This is a genomic window from Bacteroides xylanisolvens (assembly GCF_018289135.1).
Taxonomy (GTDB): Bacteria; Bacteroidota; Bacteroidia; order Bacteroidales; family Bacteroidaceae; genus Bacteroides; species Bacteroides xylanisolvens.
The window spans coordinates 4,291,728-4,314,092 of the sequence record NZ_CP072216.1; the positions used below are offsets into that span (position 1 = coordinate 4,291,728).

Here is a 22,365-nt window from a genome sequence, read left to right on the forward strand (position 1 = left end):
AAAATTTTTAATTATTCAAATCACACAATACAGTTCTAAAAACATACAAACAATCTATTGAAATCCGAAAAGATATAACTAACGGGTGGGTATTACTTGTTTAATGCTCCCATCTTCATTAAATTCCATACGATCTATGCATACTTCACGATGAACACCGGGATCACTCTTCAGATAATTCTTATTAATGCGATGATAAACAATATACCACTTATCAGTACCGGGAACCTGTAATATGGAATTATGAGCAGGGCCATATATTTCCTTCTCCGGGTTTTGAATCAATACGACAGGGCTCTTGGCCACTTTAATCGGCCCCAAAGGTGATGTCGAAGTGCCATAAGCTACATGATAATTAGGAGAGCCGGTATCGTCTACCGACCACATGAAATAGTAAAGCCCGTTACGATAAAACACATAAGCAGCCTCACGATACGCATAATCCTGTAGCGTTCCTCCTTCGGGAGTCATCACTGTGATAGTCTCTTTCTTAATTGAAATCATATCATCATTAAGCTCTGCACCTGCCATATAACCGTTTCCCCAATACAAATATGACTTCCCCGAAGCCGGATCGGTGAATACATCCACATCAATCTGTTGCCCGTGTCCTGTAGGCGAATCCGTTATAATAGGATGTCCCAAGTCAACAAACGGTCCTGCAGGCGAATCACTTGTAGCCACTCCAATCTGCTTTCCTCCTCCTGTCTTAGGATTTCCACTGTAATAAAAGAAATATTTATATTGATCTCCTACTAACTTTTCCTCTATACATGGTGCCCACGCATTACCATCCGCCCAAGGCACTTGGTCTGACTTTAAATCCAGCATGACTCCTTCATCCTTCCAATTCTTCAAGTCGACGGACGAAAAAACAGTAAAATACCAACCACCCCATCCAGGCTGACCGTCTGTAGTAGAATAAATGTAGTATTTCTTTGTCTTATTAGAATACAAGATTTCAGGATCGGCATGAAAACCCGGCAAGACAGGATTCCCTGATTGTGCGAAAGCAGGAAATGTCACCGCTAACAGCAGGCCGAACGCAATTAGAGTTTGTTTAATCGTTACTATCATTATTTTCATTCATTAGATAAAGGGGGAAATATCAGGTTGCGATACTTCCCCCTCAAGTATTATATTCTTGATACTATTTATTTCAATGCTACCTTAATAGACTGACTATAGCAATATTCTGATGATTTGTCCGATTTGACTCCCACACGGGCGTAAAGATACGATTCGTTTACCAAACCACTCGGGATTTCAATTTCAGCTGTGTTTTCCTGATCGAGTGAAACAGCATTACCCAACTTCAACTCTGCTTCTTTCTGCTTCTCATCCGTCAAAATACCTGTACCTAGATAGATACCTACGTTTTCCATATTGGCATTGGCAACCACTTTGTTAATGGTGAAACGTGCTGTAATCTTGTTACCGTTTTTAGCAAAAGACACGTTTCTGACAAAGAAATACGGCGTCACAGGAATATCCTGCACAGTGTTTCCTTTTACGCTAATATAGATCGTATCATTAGAAGGCCTTTCCCAAGGTGCATTACCCATACGCACCAATTTGTAATCACCATTGAAAAGCGACACGGAATAACTTCCATCTTGGGCAATATACACCGGAATAGAACCTTTCAGAGCATAACCATCCTGAAACAAAGCAAATTCGGAACTTCCGCTTCTAACCCCTACTGCCTCACCATCATAAATAGCTTTTCCGGTTAATGTGGCTTTAGGTTCCTCAAAGTTGTCGTAGCTGCAACTGCTTACTGCCAACAAACAACATATCATAATAAAGAAAGGTATAATCTTTTTCATAATCTCTTATTTTTTATTGGAATGGATTCTTAACAATCGTCGGATTGTTATTAATTACATCATCAGCAATGAATGAATAATAGTTGGACTGCTGGAAGGTTCTTGCCACCTTGAAACGTTCGGATCTGGTCTTTACGAAAATGTACTTGTCCTGATCCTGTGTTCCCGGTTTTGCCACTGCAATACGATAAGGATATAAACCATATACGATAGCTTTATCATTATCAATATTTCCGTTCCAGGTAATATCAGCTATTCTCCATCGTTTCATATCAAAATAACGGTGATCTTCGAAAGCCAGTTCCACACGACGTTCGTTCTGAATCTTTTCTATTGTCAAGCTTGTCAAGCTGTTGGCCGGGAAACCGGCACGCTGACGCAAGCGGTTGATGTAGGGTAAAGCTGTCGGCTCGTCATTCAATTCGAAAGCAGCTTCGGCGGCATTCAAATAGATTTCACCCAAACGGAACCAAGGCCACCAGTTTTCAGCGTAGTTACGGAGAGTGTAACCGGAAGCCTCACTGATAAACTTACGGATATAGAATCCGGTGTTGCTCACATTAGGACTGTTGGTTTGAGGTCCGTCCTGGCCGACAAAAGTTTTATTATCTTCATAAAAACTTCCCAATTTCGGGTCTGTCAGCAAGTCATAAGAACCGGTCTTATCGTTCCAAACTGCTACTCCTGCCTGAATATCCACATCTTGATTTCTGAACTTGGAACCCGGATAGATAATCGTACCATACAAACGTTCATCCTTATTGGCAAAAATATCGCTTGGAGTGTCATATACTACATAATCATCACCATTCTTATAATGTAACGTTCCCGGAGTTCCATCCAGATAATCGAAAGCCTCTACCAATCCTAGTGACGGGCCGATGCAAGAAGAGTTGTCGTTATCCTCTCTTAAATGATGAACTACATTATCATAACCGAAGCTATGCACCTTCAGAGGATTCTTATAATCTTTCACCCAAATTGCTTCCTTATTCAGGGTCTTGTCCATAAGCATCTTATAGAAGTTCACCCCTTTATCTGACTCCTTCTCATAAAGTTCATATCCACCTTTTGTGATAATCTCTTGCGAAGCTGTCAATGATTTGCGATAGTAATCATCTGCCATATCGGACGGAATACCCACTTCTCCACCGGAAGTCACAATATTAGGAGTTTTCAGCGCGTTGTACTTAGCGATAGAACCGGCATACAACATAGCGCGACTTTCTAACGCTAACGCTGTGTAATAGTTGGCACGAGTCTGACTGCCTTTATTACCCAATTGCGACTTAATCGCTTCACATTCACTATATACAAAATCATATATTTCGTGTTCCTTTGCACGTGGATTGCGTAAATAAGAAGGATCTCCGCTAAAGTCATACTCCAAAGTCGTTGTAATCAATGGTACACCACCCATACGTCTTACAAGCTCAAAATAAACGTAGGCGCGGATAAAACGGAACTCTGCCTTGAACTGAAGTTTCTCATCTGCCGAAATATCGGTTCCATACTTATCGATATTCTCAATAGACATATTGATGTCACGTATCAGTCCGTAATCCCACCAGCGTCCGTAATCGTTTCCATAACGCAGTTCGTTACGATAATTCTGATCTAATGTACCACAATACATCGCATCGTCTGTTTCACACATACCACCGGTATTGAAATCACCGTGCAACTGTGGAATACGATTATAAAGATTGGCCAACTGCGATTTAATCATGTTCGGATCATTCCATACCAACTCATTAGTAAGAATGTTTTTGGGTTCTCTTTCGAACCAACTGTCACCACAACTCGACAACATGGAAGTGATGGCAGCTCCCATCAGAAGTATTTTTATAGATTTGCTTTTCATGATCACTTTCGTTTTTAGTATGTAATATTAAATCCAAGGAGGAATGTACGTTGTTGCGGATATACCACTGCAGCTGCGGCGGTAATTTCAGGATCGACTCCAAACTTACCCACATTGTCGAACGAACACAAGTTAGAAACATTCGCATAAACACGTACCTTCTGTGCACGGATCGGTCTCAACAGTTGAGCCGGCAGGCTGTAACCCACTTCCAGGTTCTTGATACGCAGATAGCGTACGTTGTGCAACCAAAAGTCACTATTCTTATTGTTATAGCTGAATTCACCTTTACGGATGGCCGGATAACGTCCCGGTATCCATTCACTATCCGGATCATACAAGTCGGCACGATGCCAACGGTCTTCCAACAAATAAACCGGAGAGTTTCCGTTGCCATGATATGCATTGGCCAACTCATAGTTCTGTCTCCATCCTTGCATAGCACCACCGGAAAGGTCGATATTCAAGTCAATGCCCTTCCACTGCAAACCAATATTACCACCAAATGACATGATAGGTGCCCAGCCTTCAGGATAACCGATAGGGCGCTCATCCATACCATTGATGATGCCATCACCATTCACATCTTTATAGATAAAGTCACCGGGAAGCAGGGTGCGGTTATTATTTCCATCCAGGTTTACCGGATAATTACGAATTTCTTCTTCCGACTGGAATTGTCCGATAACCTGATACCCCCAATAAATACCTCCCCAACGGCCTTCCGCCGAATTGCGGTATTCGTCCCAAGAGTTATTAAAACGCGGTTTGTAAGTCTCAATACTTTTGTAACGTGAGAAAGTAAAGTTACCGCTTACAGTATAGTTCAAATCACCGATATGGTCGGTCCATGTAACCATACCCTCCGCACCGATATAAGCTTGTTTGTTCAAATTTTCGTTAGGTAACGAATAGCCTACTTCGCTCGGAAGCAATACATCATAGCGAGCAGCCGGCACACCAGTAATATCCTTACGGAAAGCATCGGCTGTGATCTTCAAACGATTATTGAACATAGTCAAATCAAAACCGATATTCGATGTCGTATTCTTAGTCCAGGACAAATTTGTAATAGGCAATCCTCTTTGATTCAGTCCGGTAACCAGTTCACCATCCAATACAGCGTTACCATTATTCCAGGTATAACCACTCAAGTAATCGAACAACTTTACATCTTTTTCTGTACCTGTCTGACCAATAGAAGCACGAATCTTTAAATCATCTACAACTGGTCTCAACTTTTCAAAGAATTTCTCTTCCGAGATTCTCCAACCGATAGATACACCCGGGAAGAATCCCCAACGATTATTCGCTGCATAAAGATAAGAACCATCATAACGAGCCAGTAATTCGACCAGATATTTATGAGCAAAATCGTAATTGATACGGCCAATCCATCCGGCACGTGCCTCGTAGCTCCATTCATCACCGAAACTGTTAAGTTCATCGAACTGCAATAGCGGCAAATAGTCGGTAGAAGGTTCTGTTCCATAAGTCTTCTTAGTCCAATCGTAATCGGAGGCTTCATAACCCAAAACAGCCGAAATATTGTGATTCTTAATCTGTTTGGCATAATTCAATTGTAACTGCATATAACGCGCAGGAACGCTACGATCAATTTGACTTCTCCAACGTCCTACGGCAGGAGTTCCATTATAAGTATCTTTCTCTTTATCGTAGGTATAAATCTGATAAGCATATTGATAACCGTCAAAACGACTGTTAGTATAATTGTACGAGAAAGTAGCCTTTGCAGTCAAACCAAATGAGAAATCATACTGCGCATAAGCATTGATATTGGCATTACGAGTCAGATTATCTTTATAGCCGGCAATATCACGGCTAAAAGCTGCCGGATTGTAACCATTCTCATGTACATTATTGATATACTCCGGATTATCATTAGCATAAGGACTTTCAATCGGTTGCATTTTGAACATAGACAAAATAGCCGAATAATATCCATCACCGCCAGGCAAACCTACATCTTCGGTCTTTTCGTATTTACCGCTGATCTGTGCACCGATCGTAAAACGGTCTGTAATCTTTGTATCAATATTCAACTGAAGGTTAGTACGTTCATATTTGAAGTCACGCATCATAGCATCCTGTCCGGTATGGGCTACAGAAAGGTAGTAGTTAGTCTTTTCAGAGCCACCCGTCACATTAGCATTGATGTGATACTGCGGCACATTTTTTCTCATCACCATATCATAATAGTCATAACTCTTATATCCCGGTTCCGTACCAGCTTCCCATTTCGCCAGTTCTTCGGGGCTATATAGCTTGCTTGGATCTTCGCCTCTGTTCTGCGCTGCTTCAGCCAGCCCTCTTACATATTGTCCCGCATTTGCCAATTTCGGGAAACGGGTCAGGTTTTGCCAGCCATAATATCCATTTACATTGATACTTACCTTATCATTCTTTTTACCTTTCTTGGTAGTTACCAAAACCACACCATTTGATGCACGCAAACCGTAAATAGCAGCAGAAGCATCCTTCAAGACTGTGATACTTTCAATATCTTCAATGTTTAGAGCATTAAAGACATCACTACCGGAAACATCCGATGCCTGCAACCAGTCACGACTATTCATACCTCCATAAGGAATACCATCAATTACAAACAGCGGACTACCCATATTACGAATTTCGAGATTAATTCCCCTACCCGGACGAGCATCCACAGCACGTGTAGATACACCTGCTATTTTACCGGACAACGCTCCGGCAGTAGTAGTAGAAACAGAACGTGTCAACGCATCAGACTTGACATCACTGATTGCTCCGGTCAAACTTTTCTTGGTTTGTGTACCATAACCTACCACTACAACTTCATCCAAAGTTTCGGTATCTTCTTCAAGAACAATCTGAAGACGTGCCTTTTCGCCAATCTTCACTTCTTTAGTCTTATAACCAATAAATGAGACTGCCAGTGTTCCATTCTTATCATCTACATTAATTGTAAAATTACCATCGATGTCTGTAATTGTCCCATTAGAAGTTCCCTTTACAGTTACATTGGCACCAATGATATCCTCTCCCCTTACATCAGCTACATGTCCTGTAACTTGTGTTTGTGCAAATGCAACAGCAGACAGAAACAGCTGTATGACACATATGCATAAGATTCTTAAATACCTCATAAATTAGAATTTAAAGATTAAACATTTTTTGTTGTTTTTTCGAACACAAATATACGTCATTGATATAGACTGAATAAACAAAAATCATGCAGAAGAACTACACAAATCATGCAATGAACGATTTGTATACTCTAAATAAAATATTTATTCCTATTTTTGGACTTGTAATTGAAACAAATAAGCACGAGTTATGAAAAAACACATTGCTTCTATTCTATTTTTATTCTTGTTATCAACTTTTCAGTTGATAGCCCAGTCTCATTCCGTAAAAAGATTGGGGATAGAGCAAGGATTATCAAATAATTATGTAGTCAGCATTACACAAGATAAACAAGGGTTCTTATGGTTTGCCACAGAAGAAGGACTTAATAAGTTTGACGGTACCCGCTTTACTACTTACTATAAAAATGATTTGACACAGGACAATCAGGGAATCACCGGCAACGAGCTTAACCGGGTGTATGCTGACACGAAACGTCCCATTATTTGGATAGCCACTCAACGAGACGGACTAAATGCATATAATTATAATGAGCAAACATTTACCGCTTATCAGCATAACCCGAAGAATCCACATAGTTTGATTACGAATGACGTAACAGACATTTCTCCTTCCACTCAACATGATGATGGTTTATGGATTAGTACCTATTATAGAGGTATAGAATATCTTGATATCACCAGCGGACAATTCACTCATTATAATAAAAATACAGTTCCCGATCTACCCTGTGAGCAAACATGGACAGTATTGGACGGAGGTGATGGGAATTTGTATATCGGACATGTCGGAAGCGGGTTCAGTATTCTTTCTCTTAAAGATAAAAGTGTAAAAAACTTCCGGAACGAAGCCGGAAACCCAATGAGTTTACCCGGTAATGATGTGTTTTGTATTATAAAAGATACGAACGGAAATATCTGGTTAGGTACAAATAAAGGATTGGCCCTATATAATGCTGCTAATGAAAACTTCATTACGTTCAAAAAAAACAAGAATGACAAGTATGACACTTTATGCAGTCGTATATTATCTATCCGCCAACTAAAAGATAATAAGCTTTGGATTGCCTCCGAGCTGAATGGCATTGCTATATTGAACCTAAAACAAAGTATGTTTCTCTCACCAGAGGAGATTTCTCTTGAATACATACAGGAAGGTGACGATAGCCGAAGCCTCTCTAACGCAAGTGCCCGATGCATATTTCAGGATTCTTTTGATAACATTTGGATAGGAACATGGGGAGGAGGAATCAATTTTATCAGCAGTAAATCACCTTTGTTCACCACATTGAGCTATTCTCCTATTCCAAACAATGAGAACAGTTTGAACAATAAAGTAGCCAGTAGCCTCTGTATGGACAGACAAGGACGGGTTTGGATCGGAACAGACGGTGGAGGAATCAATGTATTTGAAGGAGAGAAACGTATCGCTATCTATAAAAAAGAGAGTGGAAATATTCCTTCGAATTTTATATTAGCCTCTTTGCAGGATTCAAAAGGTAATTTATGGTTTGGTTCCTACCAAGGGGGAATCAGCTATTATGATAACCGGAATAAAAAATTCCGTTCCATCTCTCTTATGGGGCAGTCTAATCAGGATGTTCGTACGATCTATGAAGATGCCCAACACAACATTTGGGTAGGATACAGTGGAGGGATTGTTGTATTGAACCCTCTTACAATGGAGATTATCCGACATTATAATACAGAAAACAGCGAACTACAAAGCAACTTTATACGCTCCATAGCTCAAGATGAGAAAGGGCGTTTCTGGATTGGGACTTTCGGAGACGGACTTGGTATATACACTCCGGACTTACAAAAAATCAAAACGTTCACTCAAAGGGATGGTTTCTGTTCCAATACTATCAACCAGATCATACAAGATAAACAAAAAAGAATGTGGATAGGAACAGGAGAGGGATTGGTTTGTTTCCTGTCTACCGATGAACTGAATTATAAGACTTATCAACGGAAAGACGGCTTGATCAATACGAATATCTGCGCTATAGCAGAAGACAAAAAAGGAAATATCTGGTTTAGTAACAACAAAGGGATCAGCTGTTATGTTACAAGCAAAGACTGTTTTTACAACTATGGTCACTCTGATGATGTACCGGCGGGAAGTTTCTCAAGCAGTTGTGTAACACAAAACAAGAACGGATGGATTTATTTCGGTTCTATCAATGGAGTATGCTGCTTCAATCCCGATATCACCATGAACGAACAACCAGCTCCGGCAGCAGTTATCACAGAAATGAAAATACTCGGACGATTGAGCAACCTGGAAAATAATGACATGATTATCAATTTATCCAAAGGACAGAATGTAGAACTAAGTCATGCGCAAAATAGCTTTGGACTTACATTTAACGTACAAAACTACTCACTAGTCAACCAAGTGGAATATGTTTATATGCTGAAAGGGCTTGAAAACTCATGGTACACCGTCAATGAGAACAACAGCGTCACTTTCCGAAACATTCCTCCGGGAAAATATGAATTCCTCATCAAAGCAAGGGTACATAATCAGGAATGGCCGGAAGAAGCGACTTCACTTACCATCCGTGTCAATCCCCCTCTTTGGCTGACATGGTGGGCAAAACTTATCTATATTTTGGTATCTATCAGCATCATTTATCTTATCCTGCATGCATATAAAAAGAAGCTGGATTTGGAAAGCCTCTATACTTTGGAAAAGAAAAACCATGAGCAGGAACAGGAATTGAACCAGGAACGTTTGCGGTTCTACACCAATATCACCCATGAACTACGTACACCGTTGACCTTAATCCTCGGTCCCTTGGAAGATATGCAAAAAGAAACCTCACTTCCGGCAAAACAAGCCCAGAAGTTATCTGTCATTCATCAGAGTGCACTACGGCTGCTCAACTTGATTAATCAAATACTGGAATTCCGGAAGACAGAGACACAAAACAAGAAATTGTGTGTCAGCAAAGGCAATATCGCTCCTCTGATCTATGAGATAGGGCTTAAATACAAAGAACTAAATCAAAAGACCAGGATTGATTTCCAGATTCAGATAGAGAAAGAAGAAATGCTCCTTTTCTTTGATAAGGAAATCATTACCATCGTTTTGGACAACCTGATTTCCAATGCGATCAAATATACGGAACAGGGACGCGTCACTCTAAGTTTGTATCAGACAATGCGCAATGAAGTTGCTTATACGGAGATAAAAGTCAGTGACACGGGATATGGAATTTCTGCTGAAGCCCTGCCACATATTTTTGACCGTTATTATCAGGAAAGCGGCAAGCATCAGGCATCCGGAACAGGCATTGGCTTGGCCCTAGTGAAAAATCTGGTCACCCTGCATGAAGGAGAAATCCGGGCAGAAAGTATGCAAAACGAAGGAAGTACCTTCTATATCAGCCTATTGACGGATAATATCTATCCCAATGCTTTACACGCAGATTCTACAGAACCGATTCAAGAAGATACGAATCAGGAAGCAAGCCTTGAATATCCACAAGAAACCACACTGGATACCGGCAAACCAATCCTGTTGATTGTAGAAGACAATGAAGAGATACAGAAATATATCGCCGAGTCCTTCGCTGATTCGTTCGAAGTACTCACCGCCTACAATGGAGAAGAAGGGAAGCAACAAGCTCTTAGCCGCATCCCAGATATTGTAGTCAGCGATATTATGATGCCTGTCATGGACGGTATCACCCTCTGCCGGCAATTGAAAGAGGACGTACGAACCAGTCATATCCCTGTCATCTTATTGACAGCCAAGGATTCTCTGCAAGATAAAGAAGAAGGATATGAGGTAGGAGCCGATTCTTATCTGACAAAGCCTTTCAGTGCTTCTCTGCTGCGTAGCCGTATCAATAATCTGCTGGAATCAAGAAAGAAACTGATAGCTCAATTCCAGACACAATCCGTTCCGGGCAATCAGGCAGATTTAAAAGAAAAACGTATCGTAATCGCCGAAGCTCTAAGCAAGCTGGATAATGAATTTATTGAAAAAATCACCCTTTTAATCGAAGAAAACCTCTCTTCGGAGAAAATTGATATTACCTATCTTTCAGACAAGATGTGTATGAGCGGTTCCACCCTCTACCGGAAAATGAAAGCACTGACAGGATTATCGACCAACGAATATATCCGGAAAGTGAAAATGCAGAATGCAGAACGTTTATTGCTTGAAGGGAAGTTCAACATCTCTGAAATCGCCTATAAGGTAGGAATGAACAGTACGGGGTATTTCCGTCAATGCTTTAAAGAGGAATTTGGCGTCTCGCCTTCGGACTACCTGAAGCAGATCATACAATCATAAAAAGGGAGAGAGCCATTTACATTTAATACGTTTTGAAAAACGAATTAAGCTCCTACCGAAAAAGAAGAGGGTAAAGTCATAATGCCTAAATTAAAAGGAAAGAGTCCGGTGCTAATACCGAACTCTTTATCTATCTTGCTAATTTATAAACCGTCCAACTTTTTTGGAGGCCACTTCAAACGATGCGGCAGAAGTATTTCTCTAAAGAAAAGTGTTTTAACACATTCTTTATAAATCTAATTATAATAAAGGAGGGGAGGAACCTATTAAAACAGAGCCTGTTAGACAGCATCTACAAAAAGGATTCACAAGCAGCAGTCGTACGAACTAAGTCATTCCCTCAATTCTTCAGTCATTGTTTTTAGTAATGACCTGCTGTCACTTAACGGCAAATCCGTAGCTAAATCCCAACTCATCATACCTTTCAGCTTCTGTTCCTTTGCATAACGGGTTTTGATACGAATGTTATCCTGACCGTCAAATACATAAGTATCTCCCTGATATACCACTTCATTCTGTGCCGGGCTTGTAATCAATCCATCCTGTACAAAATTGAAATAAGCCTCTGTCTTCTTTGAATTATCTTTGGTCACCCCATAAAAAGGAACTCCTGCCACCAGTTTTTCCTTCGGAATACCATACTCCAATACCATCTGTATATCCGAACAATATTTCTCTATCGGAAAACGAACCGGTGAAGGACCATAGCACTGAAGTGAAATAAAATCAACAGCTTCAATAGCTTCCTTACTAATCTTATAACAAACAGGATGCAGAGATACACTGAAAAGATACTTGTTTCCCAACACTTCCCGCATCTTCAGGATAGCCAAACTATAATCTTTATATTCTTTCTCATTTTCTGCCCACTCAAAATCAAGATCAATGCCATCCAGTTTATTCTTTTCCAGTACAGTCTTTATGTTCTTTGCAAACGTCGTACGAGCGGCCTCATCGGCCACCATCGCTTTCCATTCGCCACTGGAAGCTCCCAAACGTATTTTCACTTTTGTACCTTTTACTTTTGCACGAACCGATTTAATCAAACCTTCCCAAGTGGTCACCCCTTTTCCCTGAAATGCACGTGGATTCTCAAATGACAATGATCCGTCTTTATTAGGATGAACATTCAAGAAAATAAGGTCGTCACTTGCCCGCAAGCTTTCTGTAGAGATACGACCACGGTTGTAAAAATTACCCCGCACATAAGAACTGACCATATAGTCTTGTTGTGCAAACAATGATAATCCAACAAACACAAAAAGGAAGAATACAATTTTTCTTAGCATTAGCATAATGATTGATAATTAAAACGTTTAGATCGCAAAAATACGCATATCAAAAGCAAACAGATGTTCAAAAACAACTATAATACTTCCAAAAATCAACATAAAGTTTTCTATTCAGAAATTTACAACAGATAAATATTGAATTCTCTAACATCATCCAAAGGGATAAGAATAATATTTGCAGGTTTCTACTAAAACATAAATAAAAGAAAGAGTTCCATTTTCCGCAAAAAAAGCCTATCTTTGTTCCGTTAAGATAATAAATCACGCATAAAACTCATGCCAGGAGATTCATTTTGCATACAATATACCAACTGTACGGGATGTCCAAAAAATGTTGAGAATATCCTTGTATATAGAAACTTACCTAAAGGAGAGCATATCCCCAAGGATAAGTGTACGCAGAATTGTATGCTTTTTATGATAAAGGGCGAATTACTTATCAATAGCGAAGAGCATCCCGGAATAACGTTACGCGAGAGACAAATTGTTTTGCAAGCTATTGGCTCCAAGGTCGAAATACTGGCACTGACAGATGTTGAATACGTTGTCTACTGGTTCAACGAACTGCCTTTGCTTTGCGAAGACCGATATAAGGAAATGATGGAACAGGCGGAAGCTCCTTTGACCTACACTCCACTGATTATGAGCGAAAGGCTTTACCACCTTGTCACCAGTATGCCCGAATTCCTCGCTGAAGAAAACCCTTGCAGCAAGTATATCGACTTAAAATGCAAAGAACTGGTTTTCTTGATTACCAACTTCTATCCGCTGCCCCAACTGGGTTCATTCTTCTATCCGATCAGCACTTATACGGAAAGTTTCCACTATTTCGTCATGCAGAATTACAGCAACGTGAAGAACGTGGAAGAATTTGCGCATCTGGGAGGATATACGACCACTACTTTCCGCCGCCTTTTCAAAAACCTCTATGGTGTGCCCGTATACGAATGGATACTGGAAAAGAAACGGGAAGGAATCCTGGAAGACCTGCAGCACACCAAAATGCGAATCACTGAAATCTGTAACAGATACGGATTCGACTCCCTGTCGCATTTCGCACACTTCTGTAAAGACTCTTTTGGCGATACCCCACGCGCTTTACGCAAAAAAGCAGCCGGTGGTGAGAAAATCGGAAAGGTACAATAAACAGTCCCATCCTACTAATGTGCCAATCAGTTGCACCATGCGCGCATACTGGCTGGCATATTGACACATTGGCGTATTGATCCATTATTAAAGAATTATTTCTTTAATTCCTTGCTCAATCAATCTATTTCCCCTATTTTTGCAGTCCGTAAGAGGTGTAAAACGTCGAAATTTTAGTTCTAACAATTAAATAATTTAAATTCAATCATTTATGTGGTTAAGTAATTCATCTGTAGGAAGGAAAGTGGTGATGAGCGTTACCGGTATCGCCCTTGTCCTGTTTCTAACATTTCACATGGCGATGAACTTGGTTGCGATCATCTCGGCTGATGGTTACAACATGATTTGTGAGTTCCTGGGAGCAAACTGGTATGCATTAGTGGCTACCGCAGGACTGGCTGCTCTTTTCGTGATTCACATCATCTACGCATTCTGGCTGACCATGCAGAATCGCAAAGCGCGTGGTAGCGAACGCTATGCAGTGGTTGACAAACCGAAAACTGTAGAATGGGCATCTCAAAACATGTTGGTGCTGGGTCTGATCGTCATCGTAGGTCTTGGTTTGCACCTCTTCAACTTCTGGGCAAAAATGCAGTTGCCGGAACTGATGCACAACATGGGCATGCACGCTGATACACTGACGCTGGCTTATGCCGCTAACGGTGCTTATCACATCCAGCAGACTTTCTCTAGCCCGGTTTACGTAGTTCTTTACCTCGTTTGGCTGTTTGCTTTGTGGTTCCACCTGACTCACGGTTTCTGGAGCTCTATGCAATCACTGGGATGGAACAACAAAGTATGGATCAATCGTTGGAAATGTATTTCTAACATCTATTCTACGATTGTTGTACTCGGTTTCGCACTGGTAGTAGTGGTATTCTTCGTGAAAACACTGATTTGTGGCGGTGCTTGCTAAATAGTAAATTGTAAATGATTAAATTGTAAATAATATTATGATCAAGATAGATTCAAAAATTCCAGAAGGCCCGGTGGCTGAGAAATGGACCAACTATAAAGCTCACCAGAAATTGGTGAACCCCGCTAATAAACGTCGTTTGGACATCATCGTTGTGGGTACGGGTCTGGCAGGTGCTTCTGCCGCTGCTTCACTTGGTGAAATGGGTTTCAGAGTATTCAATTTCTGTATTCAGGATTCTCCCCGTCGTGCACACTCTATCGCTGCACAGGGTGGTATCAATGCTGCAAAGAATTATCAAAATGATGGTGACTCGGTTTACCGTCTGTTCTACGATACTGTAAAAGGTGGCGACTATCGTGCCCGTGAAGCAAACGTATATCGTTTGGCTGAAGTGTCTAACGCTATCATCGACCAATGTGTAGCGCAAGGTGTTCCTTTCGCTCGCGAATATGGCGGTACACTAGATAACCGTTCTTTCGGTGGCGCACAGGTATCCCGTACTTTCTACGCTAAAGGCCAGACTGGTCAGCAGTTGCTGCTGGGTGCTTACTCTGCATTGAGCCGTCAGGTAAACGTAGGTACTGTTAAACTGTATACCCGCTACGAAATGCAGGATGTTGTCATCGTTGACGGACGTGCCCGCGGTATCATCGCAAAAAATCTTGTAACAGGCGAATTGGAACGTTTCGCCGCTCACGCTGTAGTAATCGCTACTGGTGGTTATGGTAACGCTTACTTCCTGTCTACTAACGCTATGGGTTGTAACTGTACAGCTGCTATCTCTTGCTACCGCAAGGGTGCTGTATTCGCAAATCCTGCATACGTTCAGATTCACCCGACTTGTATTCCGGTACATGGTGACAAGCAGTCTAAGCTGACTTTGATGTCTGAATCTCTCCGTAACGACGGTCGTATCTGGGTTCCGAAGAAGAAAGAAGATGCTGTAAAACTCCAGAAAGGCGAAATCAAAGGAAGTGATATTCCGGAAGAAGACCGCGACTATTATTTGGAACGCCGCTATCCGGCATTCGGTAACCTGGTTCCGCGTGACGTTGCCAGCCGTGCCGCTAAAGAACGTTGCGACGCTGGTTTCGGTGTAAACAACACAGGTTTGGCCGTATTCCTCGACTTCTCTGAAGCTATCAACCGTTTGGGTATCGACGTTGTTCTTCAACGTTATGGTAACCTCTTCGATATGTACGAAGAAATCACTGATGTTAATCCGGGCGAACTGGCTAAAGAAATCAGTGGTGTGAAATATTATAACCCGATGATGATTTATCCGGCTATCCACTATACAATGGGTGGTATCTGGGTAGACTACGAACTGCAAACCACTATCAAGGGTCTGTTCGCTATCGGTGAATGTAACTTCTCCGACCATGGTGCAAACCGCCTCGGTGCTTCTGCATTGATGCAAGGTTTGGCTGACGGTTACTTCGTATTGCCTTACACTATCCAGAACTATCTGGCAGACCAGATCACTGTTCCTCGTTTCTCTACCGATCTTCCTGAATTTGCTGAAGCTGAAAAAGCAGTTCAAGCTAAGATTGACAAGTTCATGAGCATCCAGGGTAAAGAATCTGTTGATTCTATCCACAAGAAACTGGGTCATGTCATGTGGGAATATGTAGGTATGGGACGTACGGCAGAAGGCCTGAAGAAAGGTATCGCCGAACTGAAAGAAATCCGCAAGGAATTCGAAACGAACTTGTTTATCCCCGGTTCTAAGGAAGGTATGAACGTAGAGCTTGACAAAGCAATCCGTCTGTACGACTTCATCACTATGGGTGAGCTTGTTGCTTACGATGCATTGAACCGTAACGAAAGTTGTGGTGGTCACTTCCGTGAAGAATACCAGACTGAAGAAGGAGAAGCTAAACGTGATGACGAAAACTTCTTCTATGTAGCATGTTGGGAATATCAAGGTGACGATGAAAAAGCTCCGGTATTATACAAAGAGCCGTTGGTATACGAAGCTATCAAGGTTCAAACCCGTAACTACAAGAGCTAATCGGTGAAGTTAAACATTTAAAAGAATTAGAAGAAAATGGATAAAAATATATCATTTACACTGAAGGTATGGCGCCAAGCTGGTCCGAAGGCTAAAGGTGCTTTTGAAACCTACCAAATGAAAGATATCCCTGGCGATACTTCCTTCCTCGAAATGCTGGATATTCTGAACGAACAGCTCATCAGCGAAAGAAAAGAACCGGTAGTATTCGACCATGACTGCCGCGAAGGTATTTGCGGTATGTGTTCTCTTTACATCAACGGACACCCGCACGGTCCTGCAACAGGTGCTACTACTTGCCAAATCTATATGCGTCGTTTCAACGACGGTGATACCATCACTGTTGAACCTTGGCGTTCGGCTGGTTTCCCTGTCATCAAGGATTTGATGGTAGACCGTACTGCATACGACAAGATTATGCAAGCTGGTGGTTATGTAAGCGTACGCACAGGTGCTCCGCAGGATGCTAACGCTATCCTGATTGCGAAACCTATCGCTGACGAAGCTATGGATGCTGCTTCTTGTATCGGTTGCGGTGCTTGTGTAGCTGCATGTAAGAATGGTTCTGCTATGTTGTTCGTTTCTGCAAAAGTCAGCCAGTTGAACTTGCTGCCGCAAGGTAAACCGGAAGCTTTGCGTCGGGCAAAAGCTATGTTGTCAAAGATGGACGAACTGGGATTCGGTAACTGTACAAACACTCGTGCTTGTGAAGCTGAATGTCCGAAGAACATCTCTATCAGCAACATCGCCCGCTTGAACCGCGACTTCATCATCGCAAAATTAAAAGACTAGAAATTGCTAGATTTCAATAGCGAGAGCTTAATTTGATTAATGACAGAATCCCCTGCCGGCTAGTCCGACAGGGGATTTCTTTATGTATGAGTAGATCACAATTATTATTAATACGGATCAGTAACATGAACTTTTAATTCATAAGTTTCACCGATTTCACCTTATAGCCGAAACTGTTATGAATGAGAGAATTACGGGTGAAAGCGAGGATTGAAATAAGGTAAAATCATTCGTTATCGCTTTCACCTGTCTTATTAAAATATCCCTTGAGCTAAAACAATTATCATTATAGCTAATCCGGATATGCTTATAGCAAATCCGCTTTCAGGTGTTAATGAGTGAACTGTGCGGATATAACACTTTGGCCGCCAGGTCTTAACACCTTAGTTCTCATGTGTTAATACTTGAGTTGTTGCATCTATATATCCAGCATCTTGGAGCTATATATCCAGCATCTTGGATCTATATGTCCAACAGTCGGTATGAATAAACTCAATAGGTGAAACCGGAAAGGTTCAGTTTCACCTGAATTTCTTCCTTGCTTTCACCCGCTGTTACCTTATTCATCGGCATTTAGAGAATTGGGTGAAACCGGTGAACCGCAATTATCTTACATAGTTGCATTTATGAAATGTCTTGCCTACGTAAATTACGTGGAGAGGCACCAAAAGATTTCTTGCAGAAATTAGAAAAATGGGGTAAAGATTCAAAGCCATATTTATAGCATATCTCCGAAATGCTATATTTAGAGTTATTCAAGTCGTCGAGAATACCTTCTTTACGCCGTGCCAGCATCCATTCATAAACAGGTTCATGAAAGACGTTATTGAAAATACGACGGAATGTACTAAGAGTATATCCGCCTAATTGAGCGAGTTCTTCTACTGTCTTTACTTTCTTATAGTTTTGAATAACGAAGTATTGGAAACTGTTTACGTACTTGGAAAGTGGATGCACCAAGCTCGAAAGATCATAATCAGAATAATAGTATCCCAACACAAACGCTAATTCTTTTCGTTTCAGAGATAGCAAATCCCGACAGACTTTATCCCCTTTCAGATAAGTGATAGACCCATTAAGGAAATATTGCAATTCAGGTATTATTTTTAATGGAGTATAAATAAGTGGAGGAGATACTTCCTTCATGATATGATTAAAACGGAAATCACAAAACAGTTCCGGCTGAATAAAACGATAATAAATGCACTCACATTCAGTCATAACAAGCATCTCAAACATAGAACCAATGGCCTGAAGGATAAATTCACCTCCCTTAAGCATGGTCCCTGCATATTCCTTACTATTGACCAGTATTTCTCCCTTCATCAAAAAAAGGATAAGATTTTCTTCACACTTTTGAGCCGGTTTATGAAAACCACGCTGATAAATCACATGAGTAATGGCATTACTCACCGCTTTTGGACATATTTGGCAATCCCAAGTTCCTTGACAAATAGATGGCATACGCTGGCTGTGTTTGCATTTATTTTACGTTAACAGCAAAATATATGAAATTTTTCATATTGCCATAAAAAAAGAGAGAAAAGTGAAAAAGAGGTTAGGTAAGAGAAAAAAGGTATCCACTACAAAAATGTAAGTAACATATAGAATTAAAATTCCCAGTCTTTTTCTGGAGAAACTAGGCTATATTTTCTATCATAATTCCAAAACACAAGAAGAACCGATGTAACATACAAATTACATCGGTTCCATAGATTTAATCTTGTGTTAGTCAACAGTTGGAGTTACAGGATCTTCAGCATCCCAACCAGTAACAGTTGCAGTGATACCAACTTCTTGAGCACCAATAGGCAATGTTAGTTTATATAGTATTTTCTTTCCAAACGCCCATGCAGCAGTACTTGTCAAAGATACTTCCTTACTATTTTCAGCAATCTTACTTCCATCTTTCTCTACGGTATATTCTATAGATATTTTTGCATCAGTAAGAGCTTGCGGTATTAACATCAACGCATTACCTGCTTTTACAGCTGTCTTATCATCTGAAAAAGCCCCAAGTTCATATGCATAAGAGACACTTGTCTCTGTACCTGCAGTCCAAGTCCCTGCGTTAACACCTGCATATGTAAATGTTCCACTTCCCTTAATTCCAGTCAATTCCACTTTAGATATAGTATAGGTATAACCAGCCTCTTTTGTCACCTCGATATTTACTTGAGTCAATGCATGTTTAAAAGTTAAAGAAACATCTGTTGCTGCTTCATTTGTCTTCTTTTGAGCATTTGCCACAGATGCAATCACTAAATCCTTTTGAAGGGCAGCTGTATTTCCCACTGTATAAGTAAACTTAGGATATCCTTTATCAGTAGTACCATTCGGAGCTGTATATGTAACTCCGTCTTTTGGAGAGTATGCAAAGAATTGCAGATTTTCTGCAAGAGGCCAATAATATGGACCTCCAGATACCGTCCATTTAGAATCCGAATAAGTAGCAGAACCATTTATCCATGGTGTCGAAAGAGTCACCGTAGCACTCATCTCCTCTGCCTTCGTATTATACGCGTAAACCTGAAAGCCAGAACTCTTTAAACCGTCTATATCCAGTTCAGTAGCTCTAGTTACCGCCGTATTAAAATTAATTTCGGCCTTCTGTGAAGGGGCTTCAAACTCTTCATTCTGTGAGCAACCCGTAATTGCCAAAGCAGCTGTTACTGCCAATAAAATCTTCTTCATAACTGTATTTTTTTAAGTTTATAATATTGTTATATTTTGTTTATAGCGTCTATTTCATTTCACGGGTAACTCAACATTATCTTCGGGTCCCCATCCATCAACATTGCCACCCATTCCTCCACCTCCATCAGGATTCGGTGGTGTTTCCGGCTTATCAACTTCAATCTTATCATCAGGCGGTAACTCAATCTCCGGTGGTGGGGTTGGTTTTCCATCTTCCCCTGTTCCAGCATTTTCAAGTGTACCTATTATTTCAGTAACATCAATTGTTGCTTCCTGAACTGTATTATCTGTTTTGATAAATTTCAATATTAATATTATAGCATCTTTCTCACTAGAAGTTTCCCTCTCTGATATTGACATTCGCGTCGGCATTGTCATTTCCTTTACTTGTTTGAAAGCGGTGAAAGATGCCGTTACCTTATTGTCTCCCTTCTTTACCTCAAAGTAGATAGGTTGTGAGCTACACACTCCACGACCTTTGCCTATACAGTAACAATCGGATAATCCATCAATGCTCCCTACCACTGTTGCAACATACTCCAAACCTTTAGCCTCTACTGCAAAAAAATATTTCTTCACTACAGATTCCATCTTCCAGTCTAAATGAAGCACTTCTTCACTCTTCTCTATTTTCAGCTCATCTATATTCAATACATACAACGAATCGGGTGACCAAACCATCTTTTCCATTCCTGCAATCCCCAAATCATTGCAATATTCTGTATAAGCTTCTATAGATTCATAGGACTCTTCTCCTCTAATTCGTATACGATCCGAGTTAAAGTTATAACCCATAGTTACTACCGAATACCGTCCCGGAGGAACTTTCATTTCTCCACCTCGTACCGAAAGGTATTTATCTACTTTCCTGCCTTCTCCGTTCTTCGGATAAAAAATCACCCGAACTCCCTCCGGCAGTTGATCTGTCATTCCATCCCAATCCAGCTTTATATCTACCCCACTTACGGGATAATCATCCAATATATCGCGACGGCTACACCCGGTCAGCATCAGCAGCGAGGACAAAAGCACAAGAAACCTGTATCTTGTATTTCGCATTGCGCCCTCCTATCTCTTTGTTGTTATCAACCATACCAAAGAAACTTTCGCCTTGGTAGGGCCAATAAAGTTATAACGCCCACTGTTTGTCCATATAATATCTCCCTCATAAGGAGTATATTTCTTATATTCTGTTGTCAAATACCCTATGCCAAGACTGAACTCTAGAGAAAAATGCCGTGCCAATTGCCGTGCATATCCATAAGTCACTCCGGCAGCTCCATAGTACTTACCCTGATACCCATCTCCACGTAACTGGAAATCGTATATTCCACCTTCAGCATAAAGTCCTATAAAATGTCCGGTCAGTCGGTTGCGTTTCTGCCGGTTTCCCAGCCAACAACGTCCTTCCATCCCTCCAGAAAGGAGCTGATAGCAGAAATCGTGTTTACTATTCAGCCACCACGGACATTTATATTCAGTATTCAAAGACCACCTCTTACCTATCGGAATTTCTACTTCTATATTCGGTGCCAATGCCAAATCATATAACAGATTATTCTTCACTGCAAGTACAGTTTGGCTTTTCACCGGCCCTTCTGTCTCCGATATATCGACCTCACAGGCCTGTTTTTCTTCACTTTCTCCCACAGACTTATCAGGTTGATCTTTCGGAAGCGCCTCTTCCTGATTTGAAACAAACAACCCGAAGACAGAAGATACCGGTTCAAAAGCCTCTTTACCTAATTTCGAAGTTTCTCCAACAATCGTAATAACCGATCGCCGCAGTTCCGGAAAAATATTGTGAACAATGTATCGGTAAGCAATTCCCCGATTCAATTTTCGCAACAGTCGCTTCCGTTTGTCGATATCATTCTTATGATAATCAATCAACATCAGCACTTCTTCCCGATCCGGCAAGTTGGAGTCGGATGCCACCAACTTACGAAACTCCGACCAATCCTCTCCCTCTGAAAAAAAATGAATCTTATCAACACTAACATCCGAATTATACCGTTGTAAGAATTCCTTTATCGAATCATTTCTTCGGGCAGCCAAACCTCTATTATAAGACTCATTGCCATCAGGAGAAACAAAAGTTTTCACATTAAGCGCAGTTACATATTTCGTACCCAAATTCCCGGAAAGCAAAGAATCCAAAGTTGCAATTGCCTGATTATTACTTTTATAACATGAATTCACTCCCGCATCATTCGCATCAAAATATATCATTACCCGCCGGATTGTATCATTCGCAACAGCGAAAAATGGAATCGAAGCATACCCACTTTCTGGAAGGCCTAATAAAACCATAAGAATAGCCAATATATAGATACCATGTTTCATTGTCGTTCGTT

Annotated in this window: 14 protein-coding genes; 5 read left to right on the forward strand and 9 right to left on the reverse strand. The window is 40.9% G+C overall.

Features of this window, described 5'->3' with window-relative positions:
- Nucleotides 1-78: 78 nt before the first annotated feature.
- From INE92_RS18130 to INE92_RS18145, 4 genes are all read right to left on the reverse strand, one after another.
- Nucleotides 79-1,086, reverse strand: a complete 1,008-nt coding sequence (locus INE92_RS18130) for a family 43 glycosylhydrolase (RefSeq protein WP_008646688.1) — start codon at nt 1,084-1,086, stop codon at nt 79-81.
- A gap of 68 nt (nt 1,087-1,154) precedes the next feature.
- Nucleotides 1,155-1,829, reverse strand: a complete 675-nt coding sequence (locus INE92_RS18135) for a DUF3823 domain-containing protein (protein ID WP_008642297.1) — start codon at nt 1,827-1,829, stop codon at nt 1,155-1,157.
- 13 nt (nt 1,830-1,842) lie between these two features.
- The gene (locus INE92_RS18140; protein ID WP_065539838.1) at nt 1,843-3,693 is read right to left on the reverse strand and encodes a RagB/SusD family nutrient uptake outer membrane protein; all 1,851 of its coding nucleotides are present in this window, start codon (nt 3,691-3,693) and stop codon (nt 1,843-1,845) included.
- A gap of 14 nt (nt 3,694-3,707) precedes the next feature.
- A complete protein-coding gene (locus INE92_RS18145; RefSeq protein WP_008775264.1) occupies nt 3,708-6,839 on the reverse strand; it encodes a SusC/RagA family TonB-linked outer membrane protein in 3,132 nt (1,043 codons plus the stop codon).
- Nucleotides 6,840-7,029: 190 nt separating this feature from the next.
- On the opposite strand from INE92_RS18145, the gene INE92_RS18150 reads away from it, so the two are divergent.
- The gene (locus INE92_RS18150) at nt 7,030-11,148 is read left to right on the forward strand and encodes a hybrid sensor histidine kinase/response regulator transcription factor (RefSeq protein WP_009038857.1); all 4,119 of its coding nucleotides are present in this window, start codon (nt 7,030-7,032) and stop codon (nt 11,146-11,148) included.
- Nucleotides 11,149-11,480: 332 nt separating this feature from the next.
- Here INE92_RS18150 and INE92_RS18155 read toward each other — a convergent pair whose 3' ends face one another.
- Nucleotides 11,481-12,443 (reverse strand): glycoside hydrolase family 18 protein, encoded by a 963-nt coding sequence (locus INE92_RS18155; RefSeq protein ID WP_009038856.1) that lies wholly within the window; start codon nt 12,441-12,443, stop codon nt 11,481-11,483.
- 273 nt (nt 12,444-12,716) lie between these two features.
- Between INE92_RS18155 and INE92_RS18160 the strand changes: the two genes are divergently transcribed.
- From INE92_RS18160 to INE92_RS18175, 4 genes are all read left to right on the forward strand, one after another.
- Nucleotides 12,717-13,586: a helix-turn-helix domain-containing protein gene (locus INE92_RS18160; protein WP_004298479.1), complete on the forward strand. Its 870-nt coding sequence runs from the start codon at nt 12,717-12,719 to the stop codon at nt 13,584-13,586.
- A gap of 211 nt (nt 13,587-13,797) precedes the next feature.
- The gene (locus INE92_RS18165; RefSeq protein WP_004298481.1) at nt 13,798-14,502 is read left to right on the forward strand and encodes a succinate dehydrogenase/fumarate reductase cytochrome b subunit; all 705 of its coding nucleotides are present in this window, start codon (nt 13,798-13,800) and stop codon (nt 14,500-14,502) included.
- Nucleotides 14,503-14,539: 37 nt separating this feature from the next.
- Nucleotides 14,540-16,519 carry a fumarate reductase/succinate dehydrogenase flavoprotein subunit gene (locus INE92_RS18170; RefSeq protein WP_009038855.1) on the forward strand — a complete coding sequence of 660 codons (1,980 nt, stop codon included), beginning with the start codon at nt 14,540-14,542 and terminating at the stop codon, nt 16,517-16,519.
- Nucleotides 16,520-16,555: 36 nt separating this feature from the next.
- Entirely contained in the window at nt 16,556-17,311 is a 756-nt protein-coding gene (locus INE92_RS18175; RefSeq protein ID WP_004298485.1) for a succinate dehydrogenase/fumarate reductase iron-sulfur subunit, read from the forward strand.
- A gap of 624 nt (nt 17,312-17,935) precedes the next feature.
- On the opposite strand, the gene INE92_RS18180 is transcribed toward INE92_RS18175, so the two are convergent.
- The 4 genes from INE92_RS18180 to INE92_RS18195 form a co-directional block, all read right to left on the reverse strand.
- Entirely contained in the window at nt 17,936-18,775 is an 840-nt protein-coding gene (locus INE92_RS18180; RefSeq protein WP_134993417.1) for a helix-turn-helix domain-containing protein, read from the reverse strand.
- 264 nt (nt 18,776-19,039) lie between these two features.
- On the reverse strand, nt 19,040-20,005 hold the full coding sequence (locus INE92_RS18185; protein WP_004312274.1) for a fimbrillin family protein: 966 nt from the start codon (nt 20,003-20,005) through the stop codon (nt 19,040-19,042).
- A gap of 54 nt (nt 20,006-20,059) precedes the next feature.
- Nucleotides 20,060-21,067, reverse strand: a complete 1,008-nt coding sequence (locus INE92_RS18190) for a DUF5119 domain-containing protein (RefSeq protein WP_008775268.1) — start codon at nt 21,065-21,067, stop codon at nt 20,060-20,062.
- Between the two features lie 9 nt (nt 21,068-21,076).
- A complete protein-coding gene (locus INE92_RS18195) occupies nt 21,077-22,354 on the reverse strand; it encodes a DUF3575 domain-containing protein (protein WP_004312272.1) in 1,278 nt (425 codons plus the stop codon).
- Between the last annotated feature and the right edge of the window lie 11 nt (nt 22,355-22,365).

Excerpts from the sequence above, each read along its gene's own strand:
- INE92_RS18130 (WP_008646688.1), bottom strand. The coding sequence starts at position 1,086 with ATGAAAATAATGATAGTAACGATTAAACAAACTCTAATTGCGTTCGGC.
- INE92_RS18190 (WP_008775268.1), bottom strand. The coding sequence starts at position 21,067 with ATGCGAAATACAAGATACAGGTTTCTTGTGCTTTTGTCCTCGCTGCTG.
- INE92_RS18170 (WP_009038855.1), top strand. The coding sequence starts at position 14,540 with ATGATCAAGATAGATTCAAAAATTCCAGAAGGCCCGGTGGCTGAGAAA.
- INE92_RS18195 (WP_004312272.1), bottom strand. The coding sequence starts at position 22,354 with ATGAAACATGGTATCTATATATTGGCTATTCTTATGGTTTTATTAGGC.
- INE92_RS18175 (WP_004298485.1), top strand. The coding sequence starts at position 16,556 with ATGGATAAAAATATATCATTTACACTGAAGGTATGGCGCCAAGCTGGT.
- INE92_RS18155 (WP_009038856.1), bottom strand. The coding sequence starts at position 12,443 with ATGCTAATGCTAAGAAAAATTGTATTCTTCCTTTTTGTGTTTGTTGGA.
- INE92_RS18180 (WP_134993417.1), bottom strand. The coding sequence starts at position 18,775 with ATGCCATCTATTTGTCAAGGAACTTGGGATTGCCAAATATGTCCAAAA.
- INE92_RS18160 (WP_004298479.1), top strand. The coding sequence starts at position 12,717 with ATGCCAGGAGATTCATTTTGCATACAATATACCAACTGTACGGGATGT.
- INE92_RS18165 (WP_004298481.1), top strand. The coding sequence starts at position 13,798 with ATGTGGTTAAGTAATTCATCTGTAGGAAGGAAAGTGGTGATGAGCGTT.
- INE92_RS18145 (WP_008775264.1), bottom strand. The coding sequence starts at position 6,839 with ATGAGGTATTTAAGAATCTTATGCATATGTGTCATACAGCTGTTTCTG.
- INE92_RS18150 (WP_009038857.1), top strand. The coding sequence starts at position 7,030 with ATGAAAAAACACATTGCTTCTATTCTATTTTTATTCTTGTTATCAACT.
- INE92_RS18140 (WP_065539838.1), bottom strand. The coding sequence starts at position 3,693 with ATGAAAAGCAAATCTATAAAAATACTTCTGATGGGAGCTGCCATCACT.
- INE92_RS18135 (WP_008642297.1), bottom strand. The coding sequence starts at position 1,829 with ATGAAAAAGATTATACCTTTCTTTATTATGATATGTTGTTTGTTGGCA.
- INE92_RS18185 (WP_004312274.1), bottom strand. The coding sequence starts at position 20,005 with ATGAAGAAGATTTTATTGGCAGTAACAGCTGCTTTGGCAATTACGGGT.